General features: G+C 60.3%; 22 protein-coding genes. 8 read left to right on the top strand and 14 right to left on the bottom strand.

The features are described from left to right. The first annotated feature begins 6 nt into the window (after window positions 1-6). Window positions 7-954 carry an AraC family transcriptional regulator gene (locus tag HU750_RS08220; RefSeq protein WP_202883845.1) on the top strand — a complete coding sequence of 316 codons (948 nt, stop codon included), beginning with the start codon at window positions 7-9 and terminating at the stop codon, window positions 952-954. A gap of 48 nt (window positions 955-1,002) precedes the next feature. Here the strand turns inward: HU750_RS08220 and HU750_RS08215 are convergent, their stop codons facing one another. From HU750_RS08215 to HU750_RS08190, 6 genes are all read right to left on the bottom strand, one after another. Then, window positions 1,003-3,072 (bottom strand): hybrid sensor histidine kinase/response regulator, encoded by a 2,070-nt coding sequence (locus HU750_RS08215; RefSeq protein ID WP_186678458.1) that lies wholly within the window; start codon window positions 3,070-3,072, stop codon window positions 1,003-1,005. Between the two features lie 257 nt (window positions 3,073-3,329). After that, window positions 3,330-4,628 (bottom strand): C4-dicarboxylate transporter DctA, encoded by a 1,299-nt coding sequence (gene dctA / locus HU750_RS08210; protein ID WP_099454197.1) that lies wholly within the window; start codon window positions 4,626-4,628, stop codon window positions 3,330-3,332. A gap of 37 nt (window positions 4,629-4,665) precedes the next feature. Further along, complete coding sequence (locus HU750_RS08205; RefSeq protein WP_186678441.1) at window positions 4,666-5,607, bottom strand: D-2-hydroxyacid dehydrogenase; 942 nt, start codon at window positions 5,605-5,607, stop codon at window positions 4,666-4,668. Window positions 5,608-5,645: 38 nt separating this feature from the next. Then, a complete protein-coding gene (locus tag HU750_RS08200; protein ID WP_186678439.1) occupies window positions 5,646-6,023 on the bottom strand; it encodes a VOC family protein in 378 nt (125 codons plus the stop codon). Continuing rightward, window positions 6,020-6,985 (bottom strand): hydroxymethylglutaryl-CoA lyase, encoded by a 966-nt coding sequence (locus HU750_RS08195; protein WP_186678437.1) that lies wholly within the window; start codon window positions 6,983-6,985, stop codon window positions 6,020-6,022. The genes HU750_RS08200 and HU750_RS08195 overlap by 4 nt, the downstream gene beginning before the upstream one ends. Before the next feature lie 16 nt (window positions 6,986-7,001). Beyond that, window positions 7,002-8,192: a CaiB/BaiF CoA transferase family protein gene (locus tag HU750_RS08190; protein WP_186678435.1), complete on the bottom strand. Its 1,191-nt coding sequence runs from the start codon at window positions 8,190-8,192 to the stop codon at window positions 7,002-7,004. A gap of 114 nt (window positions 8,193-8,306) precedes the next feature. Between HU750_RS08190 and HU750_RS08185 the strand changes: the two genes are divergently transcribed. From HU750_RS08185 to HU750_RS08175, 3 genes are all read left to right on the top strand, one after another. Continuing rightward, window positions 8,307-9,212: a LysR family transcriptional regulator gene (locus tag HU750_RS08185; protein ID WP_412764911.1), complete on the top strand. Its 906-nt coding sequence runs from the start codon at window positions 8,307-8,309 to the stop codon at window positions 9,210-9,212. A 245-nt stretch (window positions 9,213-9,457) separates the two neighbouring features. After that, the gene (locus HU750_RS08180) at window positions 9,458-10,153 is read left to right on the top strand and encodes a 3-oxoacid CoA-transferase subunit A (RefSeq protein ID WP_027593311.1); all 696 of its coding nucleotides are present in this window, start codon (window positions 9,458-9,460) and stop codon (window positions 10,151-10,153) included. A gap of 8 nt (window positions 10,154-10,161) precedes the next feature. Further along, complete coding sequence (locus tag HU750_RS08175) at window positions 10,162-10,803, top strand: 3-oxoacid CoA-transferase subunit B (RefSeq protein WP_027593312.1); 642 nt, start codon at window positions 10,162-10,164, stop codon at window positions 10,801-10,803. 108 nt (window positions 10,804-10,911) lie between these two features. Here HU750_RS08175 and HU750_RS08170 read toward each other — a convergent pair whose 3' ends face one another. From HU750_RS08170 to HU750_RS08135, 8 genes are all read right to left on the bottom strand, one after another. Beyond that, window positions 10,912-13,761, bottom strand: a complete 2,850-nt coding sequence (locus tag HU750_RS08170) for an HD domain-containing phosphohydrolase (RefSeq protein WP_186678433.1) — start codon at window positions 13,759-13,761, stop codon at window positions 10,912-10,914. Between the two features lie 319 nt (window positions 13,762-14,080). Continuing rightward, window positions 14,081-14,698 (bottom strand): dTMP kinase, encoded by a 618-nt coding sequence (locus tag HU750_RS08165; RefSeq protein WP_085272881.1) that lies wholly within the window; start codon window positions 14,696-14,698, stop codon window positions 14,081-14,083. 14 nt (window positions 14,699-14,712) lie between these two features. Beyond that, a complete protein-coding gene (locus tag HU750_RS08160; protein WP_099454204.1) occupies window positions 14,713-15,135 on the bottom strand; it encodes a PA0061/PA0062 family lipoprotein in 423 nt (140 codons plus the stop codon). Window positions 15,136-15,170: 35 nt separating this feature from the next. Continuing rightward, window positions 15,171-15,980 carry a helix-turn-helix transcriptional regulator gene (locus HU750_RS08155; RefSeq protein WP_186678431.1) on the bottom strand — a complete coding sequence of 270 codons (810 nt, stop codon included), beginning with the start codon at window positions 15,978-15,980 and terminating at the stop codon, window positions 15,171-15,173. 67 nt (window positions 15,981-16,047) lie between these two features. Further along, window positions 16,048-17,385, bottom strand: a complete 1,338-nt coding sequence (locus HU750_RS08150; RefSeq protein WP_186678428.1) for an MFS transporter — start codon at window positions 17,383-17,385, stop codon at window positions 16,048-16,050. Between the two features lie 86 nt (window positions 17,386-17,471). Continuing rightward, a complete protein-coding gene (locus HU750_RS08145; protein ID WP_186678426.1) occupies window positions 17,472-17,660 on the bottom strand; it encodes a DUF2783 domain-containing protein in 189 nt (62 codons plus the stop codon). Between the two features lie 7 nt (window positions 17,661-17,667). Then, entirely contained in the window at window positions 17,668-19,368 is a 1,701-nt protein-coding gene (locus tag HU750_RS08140) for an FAD-dependent monooxygenase (RefSeq protein ID WP_186678424.1), read from the bottom strand. Between the two features lie 122 nt (window positions 19,369-19,490). Then, window positions 19,491-20,870 (bottom strand): aminotransferase-like domain-containing protein, encoded by a 1,380-nt coding sequence (locus HU750_RS08135; protein ID WP_186678422.1) that lies wholly within the window; start codon window positions 20,868-20,870, stop codon window positions 19,491-19,493. Window positions 20,871-20,876: 6 nt separating this feature from the next. Between HU750_RS08135 and HU750_RS08130 the strand changes: the two genes are divergently transcribed. From HU750_RS08130 to HU750_RS08115, 4 genes are all read left to right on the top strand, one after another. Next, the gene (locus HU750_RS08130) at window positions 20,877-22,295 is read left to right on the top strand and encodes a hydroxymethylglutaryl-CoA reductase, degradative (protein ID WP_346010840.1); all 1,419 of its coding nucleotides are present in this window, start codon (window positions 20,877-20,879) and stop codon (window positions 22,293-22,295) included. Window positions 22,296-22,438: 143 nt separating this feature from the next. Next, window positions 22,439-22,915: a hypothetical protein gene (locus HU750_RS08125; protein ID WP_186678419.1), complete on the top strand. Its 477-nt coding sequence runs from the start codon at window positions 22,439-22,441 to the stop codon at window positions 22,913-22,915. Further along, entirely contained in the window at window positions 22,912-24,300 is a 1,389-nt protein-coding gene (locus HU750_RS08120) for a tripartite tricarboxylate transporter permease (protein ID WP_186678417.1), read from the top strand. The genes HU750_RS08125 and HU750_RS08120 overlap by 4 nt, the downstream gene beginning before the upstream one ends. Before the next feature lie 331 nt (window positions 24,301-24,631). After that, window positions 24,632-26,008, top strand: coding sequence for an amino acid permease (locus HU750_RS08115; RefSeq protein ID WP_186678400.1), 1,377 nt, complete (start codon window positions 24,632-24,634; stop codon window positions 26,006-26,008). Window positions 26,009-26,332: the final 324 nt, after the last annotated feature.

The following is a 26,332-nucleotide window of genomic DNA, read 5'->3' as shown; positions in this document are numbered from 1 at the left end:
CACGCCATGGCCACCCACGCATTAACGCCTTCAAGCACGAACCCAATGGCCACGCTGTGCAGGGTCATCGGCGCGCACGCGCCCACTGCGGGCGATTTCCAGACAGGCATTGCAGACCTGAGCGTGTACCGACGTAACGCCCCAGCCCCACCGATCACCTGCATCGTCGAGCCGAGCATCGTGCTGGTCGTGCAGGGCGCCAAGGAAATGGTCATCGGCAGCGACGTGTTCCCCTACGATACGACTCGCTTCCTGGTCACCTCGCTGAACATACCCGCCAACTCAGCGGTGACGATGGCCAGCGATGCAGCGCCCTGTCTCGGCCTGGTATTCAAGCTCGATCTGCGCACGCTGGCGGAGCTGATCGCGCACGATGGTCGTCTTCCTGTGAACGGTCAGTCCTTCCATACCAGCGCTGGCGTGGGTGAACTGAGCCCGAAATTGTTGGAGAGCTTCGCCCGTCTGATTCAGCTGCTAGAGGAGCCGGATGCGATACCGGTGCTCTGGCCCCTGATTCAACGAGAGATCCACTATCGTTTGCTGTTGAGTAACCAGGCCCCTCTACTGCGCTATATCGCTTCCGTAGGCAGCAAGGGCCATCGAATTGCCAAAGCCATCGACTGGATGAAGCTGAACTACGCCGCGCCTTTGCGAGTGGACGAGCTGGCCTCCCAGGTGCAGATGGGGCTCTCCACCTTCCATCAGCATTTCCGTCAGCTCACCGCCATGAGCCCGCTGCAGTACCAGAAATGGCTGAGGTTGAACGAGGCGAAACGGTTGATGCTCAACGAAGACCTGGATGCTGCCACCGCTGCCTTCAAGGTCGGCTACGAGAGCCCCTCGCAGTTCAGCCGCGAGTACGGGCGCCAGTTCGGCATGCCGCCCAAACGTGATATCGCAGAGCTGCGCCTAAGCGCGGAGAGAACAGCTATCTCCACGCCTATCGTGGCGTGAACCCCGACGCGGGATAAACCGCCCAAGCTGCGATACTACAAGTACCGATTAGCTACGCTTGAGCAAAGCATTAACGTTCAACGTCAACGCTTCAAGCGTGAACGGTTTCGTCAGCACAGCCGTGTTGGGCTCAAGCTGGGCATTGTCCAAGACGTGCGGCTGCGCATACCCAGTCATGAACAAGACCGGAAGCCCCGACCGAGTACAGCGCCCGGCATCGGCCATCTGCCTGCCGTCAATGCCTCCTGGGAGGCCAATGTCGGTCACCAGCAAATCGATGCGGGTATCCGAACGCAGTAATTGAAGGCCCGCTAGACTGTCGGCGGCCTCAATGACGATATAGCGGCAGTTACCCAGCGCTTCACTCACAAACATGCGGACGGAGGGCTCATCATCGACGACCAATACCGTCTCGCCTGGCAAGGCCATTGGCGATTCAGGCAAGGACTCTGCGCGAGGTGCAGCTTCGACGCTGGCTGCAAGACTGGGTAATTGAAGGAATACCCGGGTTCCTCGCCCCTCTTCCGACTCGATCCTGACCTGCCCGCCCGATTGTTTGGCAAAGCCATAAATCATGGACAGTCCAAGCCCGGTGCCCGCCCCTACGGGTTTGGTCGTGAAGAACGGCTCAAATACTCGAGTGAGCGTTTCGGAACTCATGCCGAGACCGTCGTCGGCGACACAGATTGTGAAGTAGGTGCCAGGCTCCAATTCCGGATCCAGCTCGGCCCCTTGCACCAGTTCCTCGTTGTAGGTCTTGATGGCGATTGACCCTCCGCCTTTCAACGCGTCACGCGCGTTGATGCACAAGTTCAGCAGCGCGTTCTCCACTTGGGCCGGGTCGACCAGGCAGGTACTCGATGTCGCGCGGAGTTCCACCTTGAGTTGAATGGCTGGCCCTACTGTCCGACTTATTAGCTCCTCCATATCGCTGATGAGCGTGTTCACATTGGTATGAACAGGCATCAGTGTCTGGCGGCGAGAGAACGCTAGCAGCCGGTGAGTGAGTGAGGCCGCCCTATTCGCCGCACCGTGGGCCACCGTCAGGTAGCGCTCTACATCAGCTATACGTCCCTGCTTCAAGCGGAGCTTGATCAAATCAAGGCTCCCCGTGATGCCCGCCAGCAGATTGTTGAAGTCGTGTGCGATGCCTCCGGTCAATTGGCCGACCGCTTCCATTTTTTGCGATTGACGCAGCGCTGCTTGCGCCGCTTCTCGCTCGGCCACAGCTTCTTCAACCCTCGCTTCCAAAGTACGGTTGAGCTCAAGCAGCTCCGCCTCGGCATTTCTTCGCGCGGTTACATCGATGGATGAGCCGATCAGCCCCATGACCTCGCCTGCTTCGTCACACAGTGGCGCTTTGACCGAAAGCCAGTAGGTGGCTGTGCCATCCGGCATGTCGACACGTTCTTCGATCTGAACGGCCTGCCCGCCCTGCATAATGTGCCGATCGGTTTCCATTATCTGGCGTGCTTGGGCTTTGTCTTCCAAAAACTCCAAATCGGTTTTGCCCAGGTAGAGCTCCGGTGGCTTGCCAACCAGTTGGGTGACACCATCGTTGGCAACGATCAGCCGCCCCGCTAGATCTTTTGCGTAGACAACACCCGGAACGGCAGCAGTGAAGGTACGAAGCAACGCTGACATCCTGTCGCGCTCAGCTTCTGCTGACCGGCGTGACTCAATGTCCATGAGAACGCCAGGGAACCGAACAGCGCGGCCTTCATCGTCAAGCTCAGCTCTACCATTAGCCTCAATCCAACGGTAGTTGCCATCATGCTGTCTGACGCGGTATTCACACCGGTAGGCCCCCCCGCGGCTCATCGCCTCTTCGATATCGGCAGAGACACGTTCACGGTCGTCAGGGTGAATAGAGGCGAAGGCTTCCTCAATCGGGATACCCGCCAGGCATTTATCTGCTGGAAGTCCAAAAGATCGCGAGAATCGCTCATCCGCAGTCACTTGGTTGTCAAGGATGTTCCACACCCACGTTCCAACGATCGCGCCAGCATCGAGCGCCAATTGCAGGCGCTCCAAAGCGCTCGTCGGAAACGCGGACTCCTGATGGGGTGATGCGGGAGCATCCAAATCTCCTGAAGAGCCGGCGCCTTCGCGATCCATAAATTGCCTCTTTCTTACGCTTATGAGCGACTTGTCACTGGAGGCGATTCTAAAGCGTGATGCCGAGCGATAGCGAGCACAGCGCTTCGCCTTTTGGAAGCGCACTCGCGTGGAGTACATTTGTACTCCACGCGGAATATCTCATATAGCGCTTACACCGGAACGGCTGAGGCATGCTCGCCTCATACCTGAAAAGTTACGCGCCAGCCCGCCTGCTACCTGTGCGTGGCAGGCATTAGGAAGGCCAGCACGTAAACCTAGCCCAGCTCGCGTTTGAGTTGTTCTTGATCGAGAACACCTTCCCAGCGAGCCACAAACAGTGCGGCGACACCGTTACCAATCACATTGATCAGTGCACCGCCTTCAGAGATGAACCGGTAGACGCCCAGCACCAACACCAGGCCGGCAGCGGGAATGACGTCGATGGAGCCAAGCGTCGCAGCCAGCGTGATAAACGCGCCCCCGGTCACGCTCGCTGCACCCTTGGAAGTCAGCAGCAGGATGAGCAGCAGCGTTATCTGGTGATAGAGCGATACATCGATATCCAGGGCTTGGGCGATAAAGATGGCCAGCACTGTCATGTTGATGCAGCTACCGTCCAGGTTGAAGCAATAGCCTGACGGCACCACCAGGCCCACCGTGGACTTCTCGCAGCCAAGCTTCTCAAGCTTGGTCATGAGTCGCGGCAGCGCGGACTCAGAGGACGATGTGCCGAGCACCAGAAACAGCTCTTCCCTGATGTACTTCAAAAACTTCCAGAGGCGGAAACCAGCCAGCCGAGCGGCAAGGTTCAAGATCACGAACACGAACACAAGGCCGGTCACGTAGTAGCAGATCAGCAGGTTTCCATAGGCCGCGAGCGATCCGATACCGTACTTGCCCACCGTGAATGCCATGCCACCGAAAGCGCCCAGCGGTGCCACGTACATGACGATTTTGAGCATCCGGAAGAACGCTTGAGCAACCAGATCAATCGTCGCCAACAGCGGTTTGCCGATAGGCCCTAGCAGCTGGAGCCCAAAGGCGAACAACACAGAGATAAACAGTACCTGAAGGATCTCGCCGTCAGCGAAGGCGCCAAACACGGTGGTGGGAATGATGTGTGTCAGGAAGCCAACAACGCTTTGATCGTGTGCCGCCTTGGTGTAGCCAGCAATAGCGGATGCATCCAGCGTAGCGGGATCAATGTGCATCCCTACCCCAGGCTTGAACAGGTTTACACCTATCAAGCCAACAATCAGTGCCAAGGTAGTCAAGACTTCGAAATACACGAGAGACTTGAAGCCAATACGACCGATCTTCTTGAGGTTCTGCATGCTGGCGATGCCGCTCACGACGGTGCAGAAGATGATCGGCGCGATCAGCATCTTGATCATCTTGATGAACGTATCGCCTAACGGCTTCATCTGCTCACCCAGACCTGGGCTTATGTGCCCCAGCAGGATACCCAGCAAGATCGCCGCTAAAACCTGCACGTAGAGATGGTGATAAAATGGCTTGCGTTTGATCACCGGGGCGTCAGGAATATCGGATGAAGAGCTGATTGTTTTTGTCATGGCGCTCTACCTGTTCAAGTTGTAAGTGCTAGTGCGGTCAGCAGACCACGTTGATCGGCTTCCCTGCGGCGAAGGCTTGGATGTTCGAAAGCAAGATGTCCTTGAGGCGGGATACGCTGCTCTGGCTTGCCCAGCCGACGTGAGGCGTGATGATGAGATTTGGCAGATGGCAGTTCAGTAATGGGTGATCAGCGCGCGGTGGCTCTCCATCCAGCACATCAAGCGCAACGCCACCGAGGTGACCGGAGTGCAAGGCTTCGAGGAGTGCGTGTTCGTCAATGAGCGACCCACGAGCGGTGTTGATCAACAGGGCTCCGGGCTTCATCTGAGCAAGCTGCGGTGCGCCGATCAGATGCTGGGTTTGCGCGGTCAGCGGGCAGTGCAGCGTAATGGCGTCCGACTGCTGCAGCATGTCTTCGAACGAGACATAACCGTCACGGACAGTGGCCGCGCCGCGATGCTCGGCGAAGATCACCTTCATCTCGAGCGCTGAAGCCAACCGGGCCACCCTACTTCCGATATCACCGCGCCCCACAATACCCAGGGTGGCGCCCCGGATGTCGAGGATCGGCGTACCGTGCACGCAGAAGTGATTGGAGGTGGGCCAGTGACGTGACGCGGCCTCACGGTATTCGAAGAGGCGCCTGCGGAGTGCGAACAGCGAGGCGACAACTGCTTCAGCAACGCTTACCGCTGAGTAAGCCGGTGCATTGCAAACGGTAACGCCCAAATCCCTGCACGCTGCGATGTCGATGCAATCATAACCGGTCGCTGCGACGCAGATCAGCTTCAACCCAGAGAGTTGTTCAAGCTGCACCCGCCCCAATTTCACCTTGTTAGTAATGGCGACCTGGGCATCTGCAAGCGCAGCGACCACCTCGTCAGAGCCAGTGCGCTCGCGGACAGTCCAGCTGTTAGCAAATGTGGGGCGCGGCATGGCAGACGGCAGGCTGGCGCCGTCCAGGAATACGATATTCATGAAGTACCTCTTGTTATTTTGTCAGGACGCGAGCGCGTTCACAGCAGCTCGGAAATCTCGATCAGGTTGAGATCTGGGTCGCGCACGTAGACTGAACGGATAGGCCCAGTGGCGCCCGTGCGCTGAATGGGCCCTTCAACGATCGGCCACGCCTGGGCCTGCAGATGTGCAATCACCTGTTCTAGACCGACGCTGGCGATGAAGCACAAGTCCAATGCGCCAGGAACGGGCAGATGGGCCTTCGGCTCGAACTCCTGACCGCGGACGTGGACATTGATCTTCTGATTGCCAAAACAGAACGCCAGGCGCCCTGCCCCGAAGGTCTCGATGCGCATGCCCATGACGCGGACATAGAAGTCTTTGCACGCCTCGACATCAATGGTGGTAAGTACCAGATGGTCCAGGTGGTCAATCACTTCGCCCCCTCCGGTATCGCCGACACGACTTGCTTGGTCATGTTGTGGACGTGATCAGGGATGGGATGCAGGTTCAGGCGCTTACCCGCCTTGAGGATCTGGCTGGGCGTTGAGTGCCCGATCAACCCCGGTAGGCGTGCTGAGGCCAGGAGGATTTTGTCCAAGTCGACGCCGGTGTCGTATCCGATCAGGTCGAGCATATGAACGAGGTCTTCAGTACACACATTGCCACTCGCGCCCGGGGCGTAGGGACAGCCGCCCAGCCCACCGAGTGAAGCGTCAAACCGATCGACCCCGGCCTCGAGTGCGGCCAACGTGTTCGCCAGGGCCATGCCGCGGGTGTTGTGGAAATGTAACGTCACCTGCAGTTCAGGGAAGCGTTTAAGCACTTCAGCTGACAAGGCTTGCACCTGAGAAGGGAACGCCATGCCTGTGGTGTCACACAGCGTAACCCCACGCACACCCAAATTTGCGAAGCGGGCAACCCAGCTCATTACCTCTGAAAACGCCACATCGCCCTGCATCGGACAACCGAATACCGTAGAGAGCGACACGTTCACGGCAACGGGGCCTTGGCCAATAACCGAGACGACTTCCTTCAATTGAGCAAAGGAGTCTTCACGGGTCATGCGCAGATTGGACCTGTTGTGGGGTTCGCTCACCGACATGACCAGATTGGCCTCGTCGATTCCGCAACCCAATGCGCGCTCGGCACCCCGGACATTGGGAACGAGCACCGTATACTCGACTCCGGGCTGGCGTTTGATGCCATGCATCACGGCTTCTGCGTCACGCAGCGCCGGAATCGCCTTGGGCGAGGTAAACGAGGTCACCTCAATTTTGGCGAAGCCGCACTGGCTAAGCGTGTCGATCATCGAAATCTTGTCAGCCGTCTCGATGAAGGTTGATTCGTTCTGGAAGCCGTCACGGGTTGCGACTTCTTGCATAAATAGACGTTTCATCAGGTTACTCCGTACTTCAAATAATGCCGCGTGCGCGCCACTGTTCACGGGTTTGCGCATCGATGCCGTACGCATTCAAGACGTGGTCGGTGTGCTCGCCGAGGGTCGGTGCCCTTGATCGCAATTGCCCTGGCGTGGAAAGGAGCTTGGGCACGATGCCTGGCAGGGTGACCGGTGTTCCATCGTCCAGCGTGCTCGCCAGCAACATGTCACGAGCCTGGTAATGGGGGTCGGCTGCGATATCGGCGGCGTCGTAGATCTTGCCGGCAGGAATGCGCGCATCGTTCAGCGCATCCAGGACTTCTTCAAGCGAGCGCTCGGCCGTCCAGGTTGAGATCGCAGCGTCGATGCGGGCCACGTGTCGAACGCGGCCATCGTTCTGCTCAAGCTCAGGATCATTGGCGAGATCGAGACGATCAATCTTCTCCATCAGGCGGCGATAGATGCTGTCCCCATTACCAGCGATCAGCGCATACTTTCCATCCTTGCAACGGTATGCGTTTGTGGGTGCGATCCCAGGCAGGCTGCTGCCAGCCGGTTGGCGAATGGCCTCGAATACCGAGTACTCAGGGATCAGGCTTTCCATCATGTTGAACACAGACTCGTACAGCGCGACATCAACCTGCTGCCCCTCGCCGTTGTTCTGCTCTCTATGGCGCAAAGCCAGAAGAACGCCAATCACCCCATGAAGCGCAGACAGAGAGTCACCGATCGACACCCCAACCCGCACAGGCGTACGCCCTGGCTCACCGGAAAGATGGCGTAAGCCCCCCATGGCCTCTCCAATGACACCAAAGCCCGGTAAGTCACGGTAAGGGCCGCTCTGCCCGTAGCCAGACACACGCAGCATGACCAGGCGTGGGTTGATTTCGCGCAGGACGTCCCACCCTAGGCCCCACTTTTCAAGCGTGCCGGGGCGGAAGTTTTCGATGAGGATATCAGCGTCTCCAACCAGCCGTTTGACCACATCATGGGCCTCAGCCTGACGCAGATCCAGCGTAATAGAGCGCTTGTTACGCGATTGAGAAGCCCACCATACGGACGTTCCGTTGTGGAGCATGCGCCATTTGCGCAGAGGGTCGCCGGTCACAGGTGGCTCGATCTTGATAACGTCGGCACCGAACTCGGCGAGCATCTTTGCAGCAAACGGGCCAGCAATCAGCTGCCCCATTTCGATGACCTTGATGCCTTGTAATGGGAGGGTCATGGCGTCATCCGCTCTTGTTGGTTGTTATGGCAGGATGATCCCTCTCATTGTGCATGATGAAAATTGCGAAATTATCCAGTACCCTTTCCAAAATCGAAAGGCTAGGAGCCGTTGATGAGCCTTCTACATGTTGATTTGGTATCCCTACGCCTCCTGGTCTTCGCGGCAGAAACGCTCAATCTGACCCAAGCGGCCCATCGCGCAAACATGACGCTCTCTACCGCGAGCAAGCGCCTGTCTGAGCTAGAGCGAATTACCGACTGCGCACTGTTCGTCCGCTTGCCACGCGGGGTGGAATTGACTGCAGCGGGTCGAGGCATCGCTGATCACGCTCGGCATATACTCGAGAGCGTCAACCGTATGGCCTGCGATGCAAATGACTTTGCCATGGGGGTGCGGGGTCACGTTCGACTGACCGCCAACACGTCTGCTGTCGTGCAATTTCTACCCCAGGATCTGGCGTGCTACCTTGCCGATAACCCGCATGTCCGCATAGGGATGGACGAAGCGCTCAGCGACGACATTGTGGACGCTGTTTTCAATGGCCGAGCTGACATCGGGATTTTTGCTGACAACGTCGCGTCTGAGGGGCTGTTGAAGAGGGTCTACCGGCGTGATCAACTGGTGCTGCTGGTGCCCACTGATCACCCACTGACTGCATCGAGCGAGATAGCGCTGGCGGACGCGCTAGACTACGATTTCGTGGCACTCAACCAAGGCAGTTCCCTGCTGCGGCGCTTGACTGACGCAGCAGTAGCGAACGGAAAGATGCTGAAGGTTCGCATTCAGGTCAGCAGCTTCGATGGGATCTGCAGGATGATCGAGGCCGGCCTTGGCGTGGGCGTTCTGCCACTGGCATCAGTGAGGAAAGAGCTGCTAGGGACGCAGATCCAAGCCATCAGGCTCACTGATGACTGGGCCATGCGAACGCTGTATGTAGGGGTTGCAGGTGAGACCCAGCTATCGCCTGAGGCGGCCAAGCTGTTCGAGTATCTCGCGGGTAGAGAAAACGACCTGTAATTTGCGCAATGACGCCAGCACGATTCAAAGACAACCTGGGCTGAGATGCCCATCAACAATACCCGCACACCGCACAATAGTTCGATAATCGCACAAAATCCGCTCCCCTCTCTCTACTTGTGCCCAATCTTGCGGCACGCTATCGGCAGTCAGCAAACATTTCCTAGGCGCTGACTGGCCCAGTCGCTTCGAAGCGCGCCGGCCAGGTCGACAATCCCTACTCCAGGAAAAACCAGGAGCTCGCTTTGATCAATAAAACGTTTGAGTCCATCGCCAGCGCGGTGGAAGGCATCACCGACGGTTCGACCATTATGGTCGGTGGCTTCGGCACTGCCGGTATGCCGTCTGAGCTGATTGATGCTCTGATCGCCACCGGTACCCGCGACCTGACCATCATCAGCAACAACGCCGGCAACGGTGAGGTCGGCCTGGCCGCGCTGCTCAAGGCGGGCAGCGTGCGCAAGGTGGTCTGCTCGTTCCCGCGCCAGTCCGACTCCTATGTCTTCGACGAACTGTTCCGGGCCGGCAAGATCGAACTCGAAGTGGTACCACAAGGTAACCTGGCCGAGCGTATCCGCGCCGCGGGCTCGGGCATCGGTGCGTTCTTCTCGCCGACCGGCTACGGCACCCTACTGGCCGAAGGCAAAGAAACCCGTGAGATCGACGGCCGCCAGTACGTCCTGGAAATGCCGCTGCACGCTGACTTCGCGCTGATCAAGGCGCACAAGGGTGACCGTTGGGGCAACCTGGTTTACCGCAAGGCCGCTCGCAACTTCGGCCCGATCATGGCCATGGCCGCCAAAACCGCCATTGCCCAGGTCGACCAGATTGTCGAACTCGGTGAACTGGACCCGGAACACATCATCACCCCGGGTATCTTCGTCCAGCGCGTGGTCGCCGTCACCGGCGCTGCCGCTTCTTCGATCGCCAACGCTGTCTGAGGCCTGCCATGACCATCACCAAAAAGCTCTCCCGCACCGAGATGGCCCAGCGCGTGGCCGCAGACATTCAGGAAGGCGCCTACGTCAACCTGGGCATCGGCGCACCGACCATGGTGGCCAACTACCTGGGCGACAAGGAAGTGTTCCTGCACAGCGAGAACGGTCTGCTGGGCATGGGCCCAAGCCCCGCGCCGGGCGAAGAAGACGATGACCTGATCAACGCCGGCAAGCAGCACGTGACCCTGCTTACCGGGGGTGCCTTCTTCCACCACGCCGACTCCTTCTCGATGATGCGTGGCGGCCACCTGGACATCGCCGTACTGGGCGCCTTCCAAGTGTCGGCCAAAGGTGACCTGGCCAACTGGCACACCGGCGCCGAAGGCTCGATCCCGGCCGTAGGCGGCGCGATGGACCTGGCCACCGGCGCCCGCCAGGTGTTCGTGATGATGGACCACCTGACCAAGTCAGGCGAAAGCAAGATCGTGCCCGAGTGCACTTATCCGCTGACTGGCATTGGGTGCGTCAGCCGCATCTACACCGACCTGGCCGTGCTGGACGTGACGTCCGACGGGCTGAAAGTGGTCGAGATCTGCGCCGACATCGACTTCGACGAGTTGCAGAAGCTCAGCGGCGTACCGCTGATCAAGTAATCCGCGCAAAGCGTAGGTATCCGCCTGCCGGCGAATGGGCCTAAAAGGTCGCATCGCCGCCAAGGCGGACTCTACAGTGCGCGTTCGCCATTTCGGGCCAACGCTCGCCTAGATCTGCCCTAGCCAATACCCTACATCCACCTCATCCATCTGCTCTGCCCGCAAGAACCGCTCGCCATATTCCCGATACACGCCACTGCTCAGGAACAAGCGCAGCAGTTCACCATCCACATGGTTGTCCCGTGCCATGAACACCAGAATCTTCACCGATTCGGACAGGGTCTTCGGCGCCTTGTACGGCCGATCCGCCGCCGTCAGTGCCTCGAAGATATCGGCGATCGCCATCACCCATTCGGCGATACCCAGGTCTGCCTTGCCCAACCGCCGCGGGTAGCCAGTGCCGTCCATTTTTTCATGATGGTTACCGGCGATATCGGGCACACGCCGCATCTGACGCGGAAACGGCAGCGAACTGAGCATGATGATGGTCTGCACGATGTGTTCGTTGATCTTGAAGCGCTCCTCGTCGTTCAGCGTGCCGCGGCGGATCGACAGGTTGTACAACTCGCCATGGTCGCTGGCATTGGCCGGCAGGCGCATGTCGAAACCCCAGACATTGCGCGGGTCGCCTTTGGCCACCGGTGGTTTGCGCGGCCCCCAGGGCACCCGGTGTTCGCTGCGGTCGGCCAGTAGCGGTTCGTCCACCGGCAGTTGCACAGGCGGCGCACCGGCAAAGCGCGCCTCTTCGTCGCGGGAGATGCCCAGGCGGTTGTCAAAATGGCGCTGCCAGCGCCGCTCGCCGATGCGGCGCAAACGCTCGACGTCTTCGTCCTGCATGCACTCGCCGCCAATATTGGCCTTGGCGACGAAGGCGAACGCCTCCTGCAGTTCAACCTTGCTCTGATCAAGCGTACATTGCAGCACCTGCCGATCCGCGCCGCTGGCCACGCCTTGCCAGTACACCAGCTCGGCGTCGCGCCAGAGCACCTCGAAGCGCATGCGCACCTCATGGATGCGGTTGTACAGGGTCTCCAGCTTGGTAGCCTTGTCCACCACATATTCGGGGCTGGTGACTTTGCCGCAATCATGCAACCAGGCCGCTACCCGAAACTCATAACGCTCGGCCTCGCTCATGGTGAAACCGGCGTAGGGGCCGCTGTCGGCCGCCACGGCCTTGTCCAACAGCATCTGCGCCAGTTGCGGCACGCGTTCGCAGTGGCCTCCGGTGTAGGCACTCTTGGCATCGATGGCATCGGCCAGCAGCTTGATCATGGCATCGAGCAGGCGCTGCTGGTCCTCGACCAGCTGGCGGGTCTCGATTGCCACGGCAGCAGCGCCGGACAGTTCCTCGACAAAGCGTCGGAACGGTTCGCCCATTCCATCAAGCGCCTGCTCACTTGCCAGCTGCAGCACCAGGATGCCGAGCAACGCATGACCACGATCATTGAGCACCACCGCGTGACCGCGGCCCTGTAATGCCAGGGCCTGTGTCACGGCGTTCGCCAGCTTATCAGGGGCGTGCTCGCCAATCGGCAACGCCTCTGGGTAGCCCTCGCCTCGGCAGGCGGCGGCCAGGCGCAACACGTCGCGCTCGGCATCGAACAGGTACACCGCGCCAGCGCTGGCCCCGGCAGCATCCACCAGTGGGGTGAGCACCCCGTCGAGCATGTGTTCCAACTGGCTTTCACGGCTGAGCGTCAGGGTGATCGCCTGGAAGTTGCGGATAGTCCCGGACATGCGACCAAGCACCCGGCTCAACTCACGCACCTCGGTCACCTGCGACTCAACCCCCACCTCACGGCTGAAATCGAAGCTGGCCAGGCCACGCACCTGATCGGCCAGAAGGCGCAGCGGGCGGCCGATTCGCCGGCCCAGCAAGCCGCCGAGCGGCAGCAACACGCCCATCAGCACTGCGGCCCAGAGCAGCTGCTCGACCAGCACCTTGCGTGCGTCGGCCAGCAGTTCGTGGGCCGGCACGGCAATCAGCACCTGCAAGTCTTGCCCGGCCAGGGTCGTCAGTTGCTCGAGCATGCCGTACCAGGTTTCACCGTCCACCTGGAACGCTTCAGGCTGGCTGCCCTGGGGCAAGCGCGCGTAGAGCTGTGCCAGGCTCGGGATGCCCAGCTCGGTGATACGGGACAGGCGCACGGCCTCCCCTTCATGCACGATGACCCGCGCCAGGTCCGGGTACGCCACCACACTGCCCTTCCCGTCTACCACGGCGATCTCGGTGCCTGCGGTCATGCGCATGTCGCGGGTTTCGCTGGCCAGGTCGTCGACCGAGACGTCCATGCCGACCACCGAGCCGCCGTCGACGCTGCGCTGGGCCATGGTCATGCCGATCTCGCGGGTGGTGAAGAACACGTAGGGGTGGGTAAAGACAGTGGTGGATTGCCCGGATGCTTCGACAAACCAGGGGCGTACGCGGGGATCATAGCGGTAGTTCGGCTTGGCCTCGGACTTGAGTAGCGCCAGCGCCGTGTCGTAGAACCGCCACTCCCCCAGCAGCGTGCCACCGTCGCCCTTGCTGACGCTCTGCACCAGAAACGCGGTTCCTGCAGGTGCGGCGTAACGCTGGAGCAGTTGCGGGTCCTTGAGCCTGCGCACCAGTAAGAACTCGCCATTGGGGTAGCCCATATAAGCGGCGCTCAGCATCTTGTTGGCGTTGAGGCTTTCGACCAGCTGCGGTAGCCGTTCCAGGCGCTGCGCGAGGGTGCTGGCCGTCGGGTTGAAGGCCAGCAGGCGGATGCTGCTCTGCACGGGGTCAACCATGCGACGGGCGCGTTCATCGATGGTCTTGCCGAACTGCCGGGCAGTGTCGCCGGCGGCAGCCACCAGCGTCTGCTGGACACCACGATAGCCCTGCCAGGCAAGCCCCGCGCCCAGCAGCGACATGCCCAGCACAATGGCCAACGCCACCAGCCATTGCAAGGAATAGCCGCGCCCTGGATTGCTCATGGCTGCGGCCCTCTGCCGCCTGAAGGCGCTGTAGCAATAAGCACACGCCATAGGCCACCTGGCTTCAGAGCAGCACGAGCGATCAACATGCAGCCCATCCCGGGTACTCCATGTGTGGCGATGCGAACAGTGTAATCAGCCAGGACGAACAGGCAGGCTGTAGAAGGGCAATGCATGATTCACGGTTCGAGCATAGACCGTACCCGGCCGGGTAACACCCCGGCCCTTGATACTGTCATCTAGGTTCGAAATCGGCAGCTGGGAGTACATTTGTACTCCACCATGGATCTCTTCACGCGCCACGTGGATCAAGCAGCGTTTACTGGCATCCCAACACCCTGTAAATCTGCGAAACCACCTGCATCGTCGCCTCTTCCACCGTCCCTTCATTCCGGCACAACACCCACCCCTGCTCCGCCACCGCCCGCTCGAATGCCTCGGTACTGGCCACCTGTTCCCCCAGGTTGAACATCACCGTGCTCCCCAACCCACGCGAGCGCGCCGCGGCCCTCGCCCATGAAACCTCAGGGTCGGTGACCACGCCGACATGCAGGTCTGGCACGCGCACGTTTCGCTCGATGTTCAACCGCAGAATCTCCGCAAACGGCACTGTCCGCCGAAACGCGGCATCGGAGGGGTACCAGCGATCGATCAGGATGATGCTGCCAGGTGGCTGCTTGGGCAGCACATGCTGTGAGATCCAGCTTCGGCTATCGGCCAAGCGCTCACAAACCCCTAACTCCAGTTCCCGGCAAGGGTTTCTGGCAAGTTGGTTGACCAAGGCCATGGTTTCACCCCTGTTGGGGTCGTTATTGCGCTCGCAAAGTCGGATTACCTTGTTGTTGCCTGCCCTCAATACTTTCGTAATGGCCTCCAGCAAGGTGGTCTTGCCGGTGCCTTTGGGCCCATCCAGAGAAACGAACAGCGGACGATTCATACGGCCGGTATCACTCACATAAGACAATAGAACTCGCTCACCTCTGCAACCTTCTGCCCCTGGGCATCGTACAACCGCGCCTCCGGCGTCAAGGCCATCGAGCGCGCCTCCAGCACGTAGCGCTGGCCCGCCTTGAAGTGCGGGTAGTTGAGGGTCAGGTAGCATTCGCGAACGGTGCTGCCCCCCATCATGCTCATGCCTGAGCCACCGCTGGCCTCGAAGTCGAAACGAACAATCAGCTCATGGCTGCCAGGGCTGACCTGAAAAAAGCGACCGTCGCGCAGGCGCTGATTGTCGAGACGTTCAGCCATCAGCACCCTGTCGTTGGGGAACGGCACTGAGAAATCGACCCAGGCCATCTGCGGGTTGGCGGCCGGCATGGGCGCCTGGCAACCTGCGATTGCTGTGATGGCGAGCAACATCATCAATCGGCGCATGATAGAGCCCTCATGGGATCATCGATCCGCACAGTTCAAACCCACTGAGCTTGCGTGGCCAACCCGAACAGCTCGCGCAACCCATTGATACCCAGTTTACGGTAAAGTCGCTTCACATAGGTGGCCGCACTGACAGGCCGAACGCCCAGTTGCTCTGCAATCTCTTCCACCGCAAGGCCGCTGAGCATCAGGCGTAGCAGGTCCTGCTCACGCAAGGTCAGCGCCACAGGCTGCTGCTTCATCACCCGCTCGGCCATCAACAACGGCATCTCGCTGGCTTGCAGGTGGGCGTGATAGTGCAGGCGTACAGCCTGAATAAGCAGCGGCGCCAGGGCTTCCAAGTAGTGAATCTCCCGCTGAGAGAACCGCCCATGCTCGCGGCCACGGTAGAAGTTAACCGACAACCACCTGTTGCTTTCGCACAGCGTCAGCAAGGCAACGCGTTCAGAAATCTGTGGCTGCTCGTAGCAAATGCGCCGGTACTCCGGGTGCGTGATGTCATCGATGGACTGGCGCTGCACAAGGGTGTTGGCGAGGCAGCTGTTTTGGCTCATAGCGAGCTGATTGCCGTCCAGGCCAAAGAAGCGCTGCACATACTTGTTGGAAATCACGGGCAGCGAGACCTCTCGCGCCCGGTCCGCAAAGGAGAACACCTCGGCATTGCGCCGCTTCGGATAAGCAAAGATCGTGCATTGGGCCAATGGCACGCCTGTGCCGATCACTTGCAGCAAATCTGCTGCGAGGAAACGGCTGCGGTTCTGGCCAACCCTGGCGAACAGGTTGGCGGTGTGAGCAATGTTGAGGCTGTGCTCACCACTGCCGGGGCGCAAGGGCCAGTATTGCATGGCGGACTCTCTAAACGTGTCAGGCGCAGGGTTGATGCCAACTACGTACCTGACACTTTATCACCCTTCAAGGCTGGTGCTCTGGCGTCGAGATCGGCAGGCGCAGGGCCAGCAGTGCCCCCAGTATCATCAAGGTAGCGGCATAGGCAAAGCCTGAGCTGAAACTCAAGGTCAGGTCTTTTAGCCAACCGATGACCAACGGGTTGACGGCCGAGCCGATATTGCCCACAGCGTTGATCACCGCAATCCCCACCGCACGGGCATTGAAACTCAACGCCTGGTCAGGCGTGGTCCAGAAGATCGACATGGCGCTGTAGGAACCGCTGGCCGCCATGCATACCCCCAGCAATTGCATCGCGGGGTAGCTCGACACTGCTGTGAGGATCCAGCCTATCGCAGCCATTAGCATGGGCAGCACCAGGTGCCAGCGGCGCTCGCGTGTGCGGTCCGAGTGCAGACCCCAGACGATCATCAGGATGATGGTGCAGACTTGAGGGATAGCGGCCAGTAAACCAATCGACTGATTACTGCTGACACTGTTGAAGCTTTTGACGATCAACGGCGTCCACACGGCAATCATTGCCAATGTATTGACGAGGCAGAAATAAACCAGACAAAACAGCAGGATCCGCGGAGAGGCCAGTTCGCGCCACACACTCCGAGCATCTTGTGTGGCGGCTGCTGAGCCAGAAGCCCGGTCCGCAGACAGGGCGTGGTGCAGCAACGCCTGTTCCTCGCTATCCAGCCACTTCGCCTGCTGCGGGCGGTCATCCAGATAACTGAACACAACGCACCCCATCACCACTGAAGGCAGGCCTTCGAGCAAGAACAGCCACTGCCAGCCCTTCAGGCCCCAGATACCGTCCAAGCCCAGAATGAGCCCGGACAAAGCAGAGCTGAACCCGGCGGTAAACGGCATGGCGATCATGAACAGTGCATTGGCGCGGGCCCGATAGGCCGATGGGAACCAAAAGGTCAGGTAAAGCAATACGCCAGGCAGAAACCCAGCCTCAGTCACCCCCACGAGCATGCGCAACAGGTAAAGCGAGGTGGCATCAGTGGCAAACAGCGTGCACGTGGACGCCAGCCCCCAGGCAATCATCAGGCTGCCAATCCAGCGACGGGCGCCGATACGCGCCAGAGCGATGTTGCTGGGGATACCACAGGCAATGTAAGCGATGTAGAAAAACGTGCTGGCCAGGCCAAATTGAGTACCCGTCAGGCCCAGATCGCCCATCATGGTCAGGCCGGCGAAACCGATGTTGATGCGGTCCAGAAACGACAGCACGAAGCAGACAAACAAGAAGCCGATCAGCCTTTTCGAGATTTTTTTACACACGTGCTGGTAGCGGTCTTCAGCAGCGGCCGTCGAGGTGGCCGCGTTCGCAATATGACAACGCGTCATTGGGGGGCTTCCTGATTATTGTTATAGGAAGGCTCACCGGTTTGAACAGACAAACCGGTGGCAACTGCAAGGGGCGAGCCTGCTAGTTACAGGTCCAGCAATGCTGTGTGCGTCAGCGCCTGGAATTGCTCAGCGTCGCCAAGGGCATGGGCACTGAGCAGCGCCAGTTTCACCAGAAACAGTTCGCGTTTTGCCGCTGAGATTTGATCGAGGGCCCCCGCGAGCTGGTCGTACAGGTGTTCAACGTCGCTAATGGTCAGTTGCTTGTGTTCCATGATGTTCTCACTCCTTGCCCAAGGCGGTTTCGACGGCATCACGCAAGGCGGGCCCAGTGAGGTGCTGCCAGCGGGCGCATACGTGCTGATCTGGGCGCACCAGGTAGGCACCGCCTGCCGAAGCGCCATAACGGGTGCGCAGATGGCCGTTGTGGTCGTCTATCAAGCCGTCAGCGCCACTTACCTCGCGTTGTCGATTACTGGCGATCGCCAGCAACTGCAGGGGGACGCCGTTCTCGCGAAGGGATTGAATCTGTGCCTGAATCTCGCCTGGCACTTCACCCGCATCGGTGAAATACAACAAGTAGAATGCTGCCCCCAGCGTGTCGAACAGGAACTGATCATCGCCTAGGCGAATGTTCAGCAGAGGCGCTCCCTGGTGAGGCCCGCAGGTGAAAAGTGAGTTGTCGTCGTGCCTGTAGTTGAGCGCGGAGTCCACATAATCATGCGGTCGAGAGGTACGCCAATGATACAGCGGGCGCACGAAAGCCTGGGTCAGCGACAGCGACAACACGGCATCGCGCAACAGGCGATAGCCCGAAGTGGGTGGTGTCATGAAGCGGGTACTCTTCCCTGCTTCGGCAATGATCTCGCGCGCGGCCCCCACCCGCTCCGCGCTGTATGAGGCAAGCAGGCCCGGGCCGGCGACGCCCTTGATGGTCAGCGCCAGCTTCCAGCCCAGGTCGTGGCAGTCCTGGAAGCCGGTGTTGGCGCCACGCACACCGAAAATGGGCAACAGGTGCGCAGCATCGCCGGTGAAAATGACCCGATCATGCAGGTAATTCGGTAGTGTCAGTGCGCGCGCCGAGTAAACGGAACACCAGTCCAGTTCCCACTGCGGGTTCTCTACCCCTAGGATGCCCAACTGTGCATTGATGCGCGTGCGCAGGGAGTCGGCAGACAAGGCCTGTTCCGGCGTTTCATCGCGCGCCAACTGATAATCGATGCGCCAGATATTGCCCGGCTCGCGGTGCATGAGCACGGTATTGCCCGGGTTCCAATGCGGGTCGAAAAACGCCAGGCGTTCGGTCGGCAGGTCGAGCTCAATCTTGATGTCGGCAATCACAAAGCGCCCTTCGTACGAAGCGCCTTCCAGTTGCAAGCCCAGCAAGCTTCGAATCGCCGAGCGGGCGCCATCGGCCGCAATTACCCAATTGGCTTGCAGGCTGTACTCGCCTGCCGGGGTATCGACCATGAGTGTCGCGTGATCGTCAGCCTGGGTCAGCGCTTTGACCTGGTTGCCCCAGCGCAGCTCGATCATCGGATTGGCCTGGCAGGCGTCAACCAGGAACTGCTCCAGGCAAGGCTGCTGCAGGTTGGTCATGGGCGCGAAGCGGTCGTCCGTGCCGTGCGGCGCCTCCATGCGAAACACCCGTTGATTACGGTAGTAGGAATTGCCAAAGCGCCAGGCCAGGCCCGCCGAAGTGACGCGTTCAGAGAGGCCGACTTGCTGCAGAATTTCCAGCGATCGACGGGTGAAGACGATGGCTCTGCTGCCTTCGCTGACCTGCTGTTCAGACTCCAGAACCACCGACGGTATACCGTAGCGAGCCAGGTCCAGCGCGGTGGTCAGGCCAATGGGGCCAGCACCGACAATCACCACAGGGTATCGCTGCGCCGGGGTGGGATTCACGCTGACGGTGTGTGCAGGAAAAACCTGGTAATCGAAGTAAAGTGAGCGACGAGGCTCGGCTAGGGGGGTGTGCATCGCACTGCATCTCCGGATTGTTATGCTTGTTGGCCTGGGCCATTTCGGATTTGCAGAGAACTTTAAGCGGTGTGCGGCAAATGCATGTCCCCTTGAGGAGACAACTTCACGCAAGACTGACCTTACTCTGCCTCACGCCCCAACACCGCCTTGAGCAACGCATCATTCAAATAGGCCACGTTCAAGCGCGTCCAAGGGTTAACCCGCGCCTGCTCCGGCGCAAAGATATGCCCTGGGGCAATCATGAAGCCCTTGGGCAGTAATTGCCGGGTCAGCTCCCTGGCGTCGTCGACATGGGCAAACCTGGCCCACAGGTACAGGCTTTGCTCGGGCCGCGCGAATACCTCGGCGCCGATCCCGTCGAGCATCTGCAAGCCCGCGCTGGTAGCGGCTTTCAAGCGCTCTTGAAGGCGGATCACGTGGCGCAGGAAGTGCCCTTCGGTGAGGATGACGTCGACCGTGCGCTCGCACAGCTCCGAGGTGCTGGTGTGCAGCAGCATCTTCAGGTCGCCCAGTTCATCGATCACCTCTTTGCTGCCGGCGATAAAGCCCACTCTCAAGGCCGCAGACACCGACTTGGAGAAGCTGCCGACATACAGTGAGCGCTGCAATTGGTCCAATGCCGACACCTTGATTGCCGCGGCCGGTTTGAAATCGGCCATTGCATCATCGTCCACCAGCAGGAAGTTGTGTTCTTCAGCCAATTGCACCAACCGATGCGCCTTGCTGGGGGAAATATCAGACCCCGTCGGGTTGTGGCCGACAGACTGGATGAAGAAAAGCTTGGGTTTATGCAGGCGCAGGTGCTGCTCCAGCACCTCGATGTCCGGCCCATCTGCCAGCCGAGGTACCGAGAGCATGCGTGCGCCTTGCAACTGCAGCTTGCCAAACAGCGGGTAGTAGCCAGGGTCTTCCACCAACACGCTGTCGCCTGGGGCGATGAAGCGGCGAATGATCAGGTCCAGCGCATGGTTGGCGCCGTGGGTGGTGACGATTTGCCTGGGGCTGGCGGTGATTGCATAGCTGGCCAGCTTTTGCACCAGGTGTTGACGCAGGCTGGCGTTGCCCAGGCGGTTGCCATAACGAAACAGCGTGGTGACGCCTGTGCGCATGATTTGCCGGGTGAACTTGTCCAGGCGCATGTCCATCAACCACTCCACCGGCGGAAAGCCCTCGCCCAACGGCGAATGGCCAGGCTCGCGGACGAACTGCTGACGCATCAGCCAAATGGTGTCCATCGCCCGGGTGTAGGGCAGTGGCTCCTCTGGCTCGTTGCTGCGTGGCGCGCCCTGCTTGACGAAAAAACCTTGCCCGTGGCGCGGCTCGACCAAGCCTTGCGAAGCCAGCGACTCATAGGCATTGATCACGGTGTTTTTCGAATGGCCGAACAAACGCATGCACTCGCGCAGGGACGGCAGGCGTTCGCCAATACGGTACGTGCCGTTGCCGATCTGCACTGCCAAGGATGCTGCCAGTTGCTCTGCGAGTGTCTGCCGCGCCATCGCCAGGTGTCCCGAATACCTTGTCTGAACAAAGGGTACAGCTTAGGTACTGTCTGGCCAAACTGTACCTTCTTTCACCAGACAGATCGGACTACGGTGGCGCCAACTCACAACAATAACTGCAAGGTAACCCTCCCCATGAGCATCGACTCCCGCCTGCCCATGTTCCGCGCCATGTCACCCGCTGAACGCCTCAGCCACTTGCAGGACGCACTTGAACTGCCCCAGGCAGACGTCGCCCTGCTGCGTGACGCCGGCGCGTTGCCGTTGGACATCGCCGACGGCATGATCGAGAACGTGATCGGCACCTTCGAGCTGCCCTACGCGGTGGCCAGCAACTTCCAGATCAACGGCCGCGATGTGATTGTGCCGTTGGTGGTGGAAGAACCCTCGGTGGTTGCTGCGGCGTCGTTCATGGCCAAGCTGGCACGCGAGGCCGGCGGCTTCAAGACGTCGAGTTCGCTGCCATTGATGCGCGCCCAGGTACAGATCGTCGAGGTCGCCGACCCCTTCAATGCACGCTTGAGCCTGTTGCGCCACAAAGACGAAATCATCGAACTGGCCAACCGCAAGGACCAGCTGCTCAACAGCTTAGGGGGCGGTTGCCGTGACATTGAGGTGCATACCTTCGCCCAGAGCCCGCGCGGGCCGATGCTGGTGGCCCACCTGATCGTCGACGTACGCGATGCCATGGGCGCCAACACGGTCAACACCATGGCAGAGGCAGTGGCACCCTTGCTCGAAGAAATCACCGGCGGCAAGGTCCGCCTGCGTATCCTCTCCAACCTGGCCGACCTGCGCCTGGCCCGCGCGCAGGTGCGTATTGCCCCAGAGCTGCTAAGTACCGGCGCCTACACAGGTGAAGAGGTCATCGAAGGCATCCTCGATGCCTACAACTTTGCCGTGGTCGACCCGTACCGCGCCGCCACCCACAACAAGGGCATCATGAATGGCATCGACCCGTTGATCGTCGCCACCGGCAATGACTGGCGTGCGGTCGAGGCCGGCGCCCATGCCTATGCATGCCGCAATGGACACTACGGTTCGCTGACCACCTGGGAGAAGGACAGCCAGGGCCATCTGGTCGGCACCCTGGAGATGCCCATGCCGGTCGGCCTGGTCGGCGGCGCCACCAAGACGCACCCCCTGGCGCAGCTGTCACTGCGCATCCTGGGGGTTAAAACCGCACAGGAGCTGGCCGAAATCGCAGTTGCCGTCGGCCTTGCACAAAACCTTGGCGCGCTACGGGCACTGTCGACCGAAGGCATCCAGCGCGGCCATATGGCCTTGCACGCGCGCAACATTGCGCTGTCGGCGGGGGCACGCGGCGACGAGCTGAACTGGCTGGTCAAGCAGATGGTTGAGGCCCGCGACGTGCGTGCTGACAAAGCGGCAGAACTGCTCAAGCACAAGCGGGCGCCGTAATGGAGGCGGTACGGCTGGTCGAGGTGGGTGCGCGGGACGGCCTGGGGTAGCGCGCGCCCTGCTCGCCCAGCGCACAATGGCTTAAACGTCCTCTCTTCACGTTCATAACAATAAAAGCCCGCAAGGGCAGTGGGAGATTCTTCATGAAGTCCGAACTGTACGAAGTCTGGGGCGACACCGTAGACGGTCGCCACCTGGTCTACGCCATCGCCATTGGCGCCGTGGTCAGCCTCGGCGCGTTCTTTACCGCGCAACAGCTGCTGGTGGGTTGGGTGGCGTCGGCGCAAATGGCACGGGCCTACGCAATGCTGATCGGCATTGTCGGCTGCCTGGTCGGTGGCGGCATCAGTGCCGCGCTGTTCAAGCCCAAGCGCACTGTGGTCGAGCACCTGGCCGACCCTGCCTGGCGGGCCAAGATCCTGGTCGAATTGCAGAACGAGTTCGGCCCGCTGGGCAGCCTCGCCGACCTGCCTGCGGCGACCCTTGCAGAGCTGAAGGAAATGGACCTGTACGACCTGTTCGCCGAGTACGAAAAAGGCCTGCCTGCGCTGCAGAACGACCCGAGCGCCCCCGCTACCGCGCCTGTACAGGCCGCCCCTGCCCACGGAGGCCGGCCATGATCGCCTTGGTGATGGATCAGTTCCTCATAGCCCTGGGCATGGGCATCCTCGGTGCGGTGATCTTTGCCGGCATCGGCCTGATTTCCGGCAGCGACGAAACCACTACCCTCGCCCCCTTGACCCTGCTGGTGGTGCTGCTGGGCGTGCCAGCGGCCGGTGTGCTGACGTTCTTCCTGGCCGGTGCCGTGGCCAAGCACATGACCCACGCGGTACCGACCGCGCTGTTGGGTATCCCCGGCGACACCATGGCAACGCCACTGATGCGCGAAGCCAACTTCCTGCGCAACCTGGGCGTGCCGCACATTGCCCTGCGCAAGATGATTTCCGGAGCTGTGATCGCAGCGTTGATCGCGGTACCTATGGCAGTGCTGTTCGCCGTGATGCTGGCGCCGTTCGGCGACATGATCAAACAGGCCGCGCCCTGGGTCTTCCTGCTGGCGGCAGTGGCCATCGCCTGGTTCTCCAAGGGCCGCCTGGCAGCGGTGCTGACCTTGATCCCGTTCGTCATGGTGATTGTCGGCCTGCAAAGCCTGACCGCGCAGTACGGCGTCAAGCTCAGCGTCAGTTACTTCCTCGGCATCGCTATCGGCCCGTTGATTGCGGCGCTGTTCTGCCTGCTCGCGCCCGCCGAACGCACCAGCATGCGCCGCCAGCAGGTGCGCACGTTCTCGTTGTCGCCCGATGTGAAGCGCTGGGGCGGGTTCTTCCCCAACCCGCTGCGCGTACTGGACAGCAAGCAAACCCTGTGGACGGCGATCACTGCCGTTGTCTCCAGCGCCACATTCGTGTTCAGCCCGGTGGCGATGACCGTAATCATGGGCGAGGCCGTCGGTTCACGGGTCAAGCACGTCTATCATCGCCTGACCACGGTCATCACCGCGCGCAACGGCGTCACCGAATCGACTTACCTGGCCGAAGCCTTGATTCCGCTGATCGCCTTCGGCCTGCCGCTGAGCCCGGTCGCTGCCGGCCCCGCCGCACCGCTGTTCAACGCCCCGCCCCGTTTCAACGTCGATGCCGCAAGCGGTGAGGTGAATAACCTGCATTCGTTGCTCAGTACCTGGGAGTTTCTGGGCTACGGCATGCTGGCGGTGGCGGTCGCGATCCTGATCGCCTACCCCTTCACCATGAATTACGCGCACCGAGCTGCTGCCTATGTGTCGCGCAACATCAGCCATGAAGCGGTGATCGCGACCTTTGTCGGCCTGATCCTGGTGATTGGCATCTGGGAAGGCGGCCTGTTGGGGTTGCTGGTGATTGTCACCATTGGCCTGCTGGGCGGTTTTCTCTCACGCTTTCTCGGTTTCAACATCGGCGTGCAGTTCATGGGGTACTACACCGCGGTGTTGACCGTGCCGGCGATGATTGCCCTGTTGGGGGTATAAGATCGAGCGCCGCCCGCGCGGCGCTCGATCTACGCACCATTTCCCCAACCCATTTCACTCAATTCCCCAGCCAGCAAATCACAGCCAATCCTGCCCTTCATTGCGCCCATAGGAAAAAAACGCAGGATGTTGTGCGCAGAATTCGCTTGAGATGCACGGCCGCTTTGCCCATGGTGGCCAGCCTGACAGCTATTGCCTGAATAAAAGGCTGCAGGGCGTGGACGCAGGCGCACGACGATGCCTGTGGGTGGGGCGACAATGTCTGCAGTGGCAAACCTTGCACTGCAGCATCATTGCCGACGCCTCCCAGATAATAAGAGAGGACAAGGAAATGCAATCCAACAGTCTGAAGCAAAGCCTGAAACAACGGCACATCACCATGATCGCGCTGGGCGGGGTGATCGGCGCGGGGCTGTTCATGGGGTCGGGCAAGTTGATTGCCTCGGCAGGGCCTGCCGCCATCCTGTCGTACTTTATCGGCGGCATTGTGGTCACCCTGGTGATGTTCATGCTCGGCGAGATGGCCTGCCGCAACCCGGATGCAGGCTCGTTTTCAACCTATGCCAACAGCTACCTCGGCGAATGGGCAGGGTTTACCGTCGGCTGGCTGTACTGGCTCAAGTCGATGCTGACCATCACCTTGGAGGCGGTACTGCTGGGCGCCATCCTCAACGATTTTCTGCCTTGGCTACCCATCTGGGCCGGCGCGTTCATCATGCTGGTGACACTGATGGCGAGCAACGCCTACTCGGTTAAATCCTTCGCTGAAGTGGAGTACTGGCTGGCCGCGATGAAGGTCGCCACGATTCTGATCTTCATGGTGCTGGGGCTCTCGATTCTGCTCGGCCTGCACAGCAACATCCCTTCCCCTGGCTGGGTCAACCTGACCGCGCACGATGGCTTCATGCCCAATGGCCTGTCGCCGGTCATGGCGGGTGTGGTGGTGGTGATCTTCTCGCTGGGCGGGAGTGAAATCGCTGCCGTTGCCGCCGGTGAATCAGAGAACCCTCGCAAGAACGTCATTCGGGCCATCAAAAGCGTCATTCTGCGGGTGATGTTGTTCTATGTCGGCTCGGTGTCGATCCTGATCCTCTGCCTGCCGTGGACAGACACGGAGAACCTGGCGTCCCCGTATGTGTCGCTGTTCAGCCTGGCCGGGTTCAGTGGCGCCGCAGTGGCCATGAAGATCGTGTTGTTCATCTCGTTCATGTCGGTGATGAACTCCTTCATGTTCTCCAACTCGCGCATGCTGTTCTCGCTGAGCCAGCGTGGGCATGCGCCGAAGCTGTTCTCTCGCACCACGTCCAAAGGGGTACCGCTCAATGCGCTGCTGCTGAGCCTGAGCATCTGCCTGTTGATCCTGACCGTGCACTTTGTCAGCGGCGGCGACCTGTTCATGACCCTGGCCAAGAGCAGCGGCACGTTCGTGATGATCGTGTGGATCTTCATCATCGTCGCCCACTTCGCCATGCGCTGGAAAACCCGGCATGAAGCGGTCGACCCTACGGCGTTCCGGGCGTGGTTCTTCCCTTACGCCAACATCGTTGCGCTGTTCGCACTGCTGGCGGTGATTATCACCCAGGCATTCGACCCGGCTTCGCGGTTCCAGTTCTGGTTCACCTCGGTGACCTCACTGGTTGTGCTGGGGGCGTACCTGGTGATGCGTAATCGGCTGGCGGGGAAGACAGTTGGCTATGTAGGTAGCTGATTGGCTAGGCCTGAAAGTACATCTCAGGCTCCAAGTGCAACATGACCGCTGTGGGAGCAACTGTCTTGTGGTGCTTGTTCCGGCCTCATCGCTGGCAAGCCAGCTCCCACAGGGTCAGCATCTCGCTTACGAACTTTGTTCTCTGCTCGACAACGCGGTCCAAAGGGCTGGGTGATTTCCCAGAGGATGGAATGCCCCCAAAAATTTGAACAAGACAGTTGCTCACACAGGTGCGGCGCTAGCCTTGGAGGCTACACAGCTCGGGTGGGAGCCGGCTTGCCGGCGATGCAAGCGCCGCGGTGCATGGCACCGGCTTGCCGGTGA

It is taken from the genome of Pseudomonas sp. SWRI50 (assembly GCF_014269095.1).
Taxonomy (GTDB): Bacteria; Pseudomonadota; Gammaproteobacteria; order Pseudomonadales; family Pseudomonadaceae; genus Aquipseudomonas; species Aquipseudomonas kermanshahensis.
The sequence above is the reverse complement of the archived record's forward strand: the minus strand, read 5'-3'. Positions and strand labels throughout refer to the sequence as shown.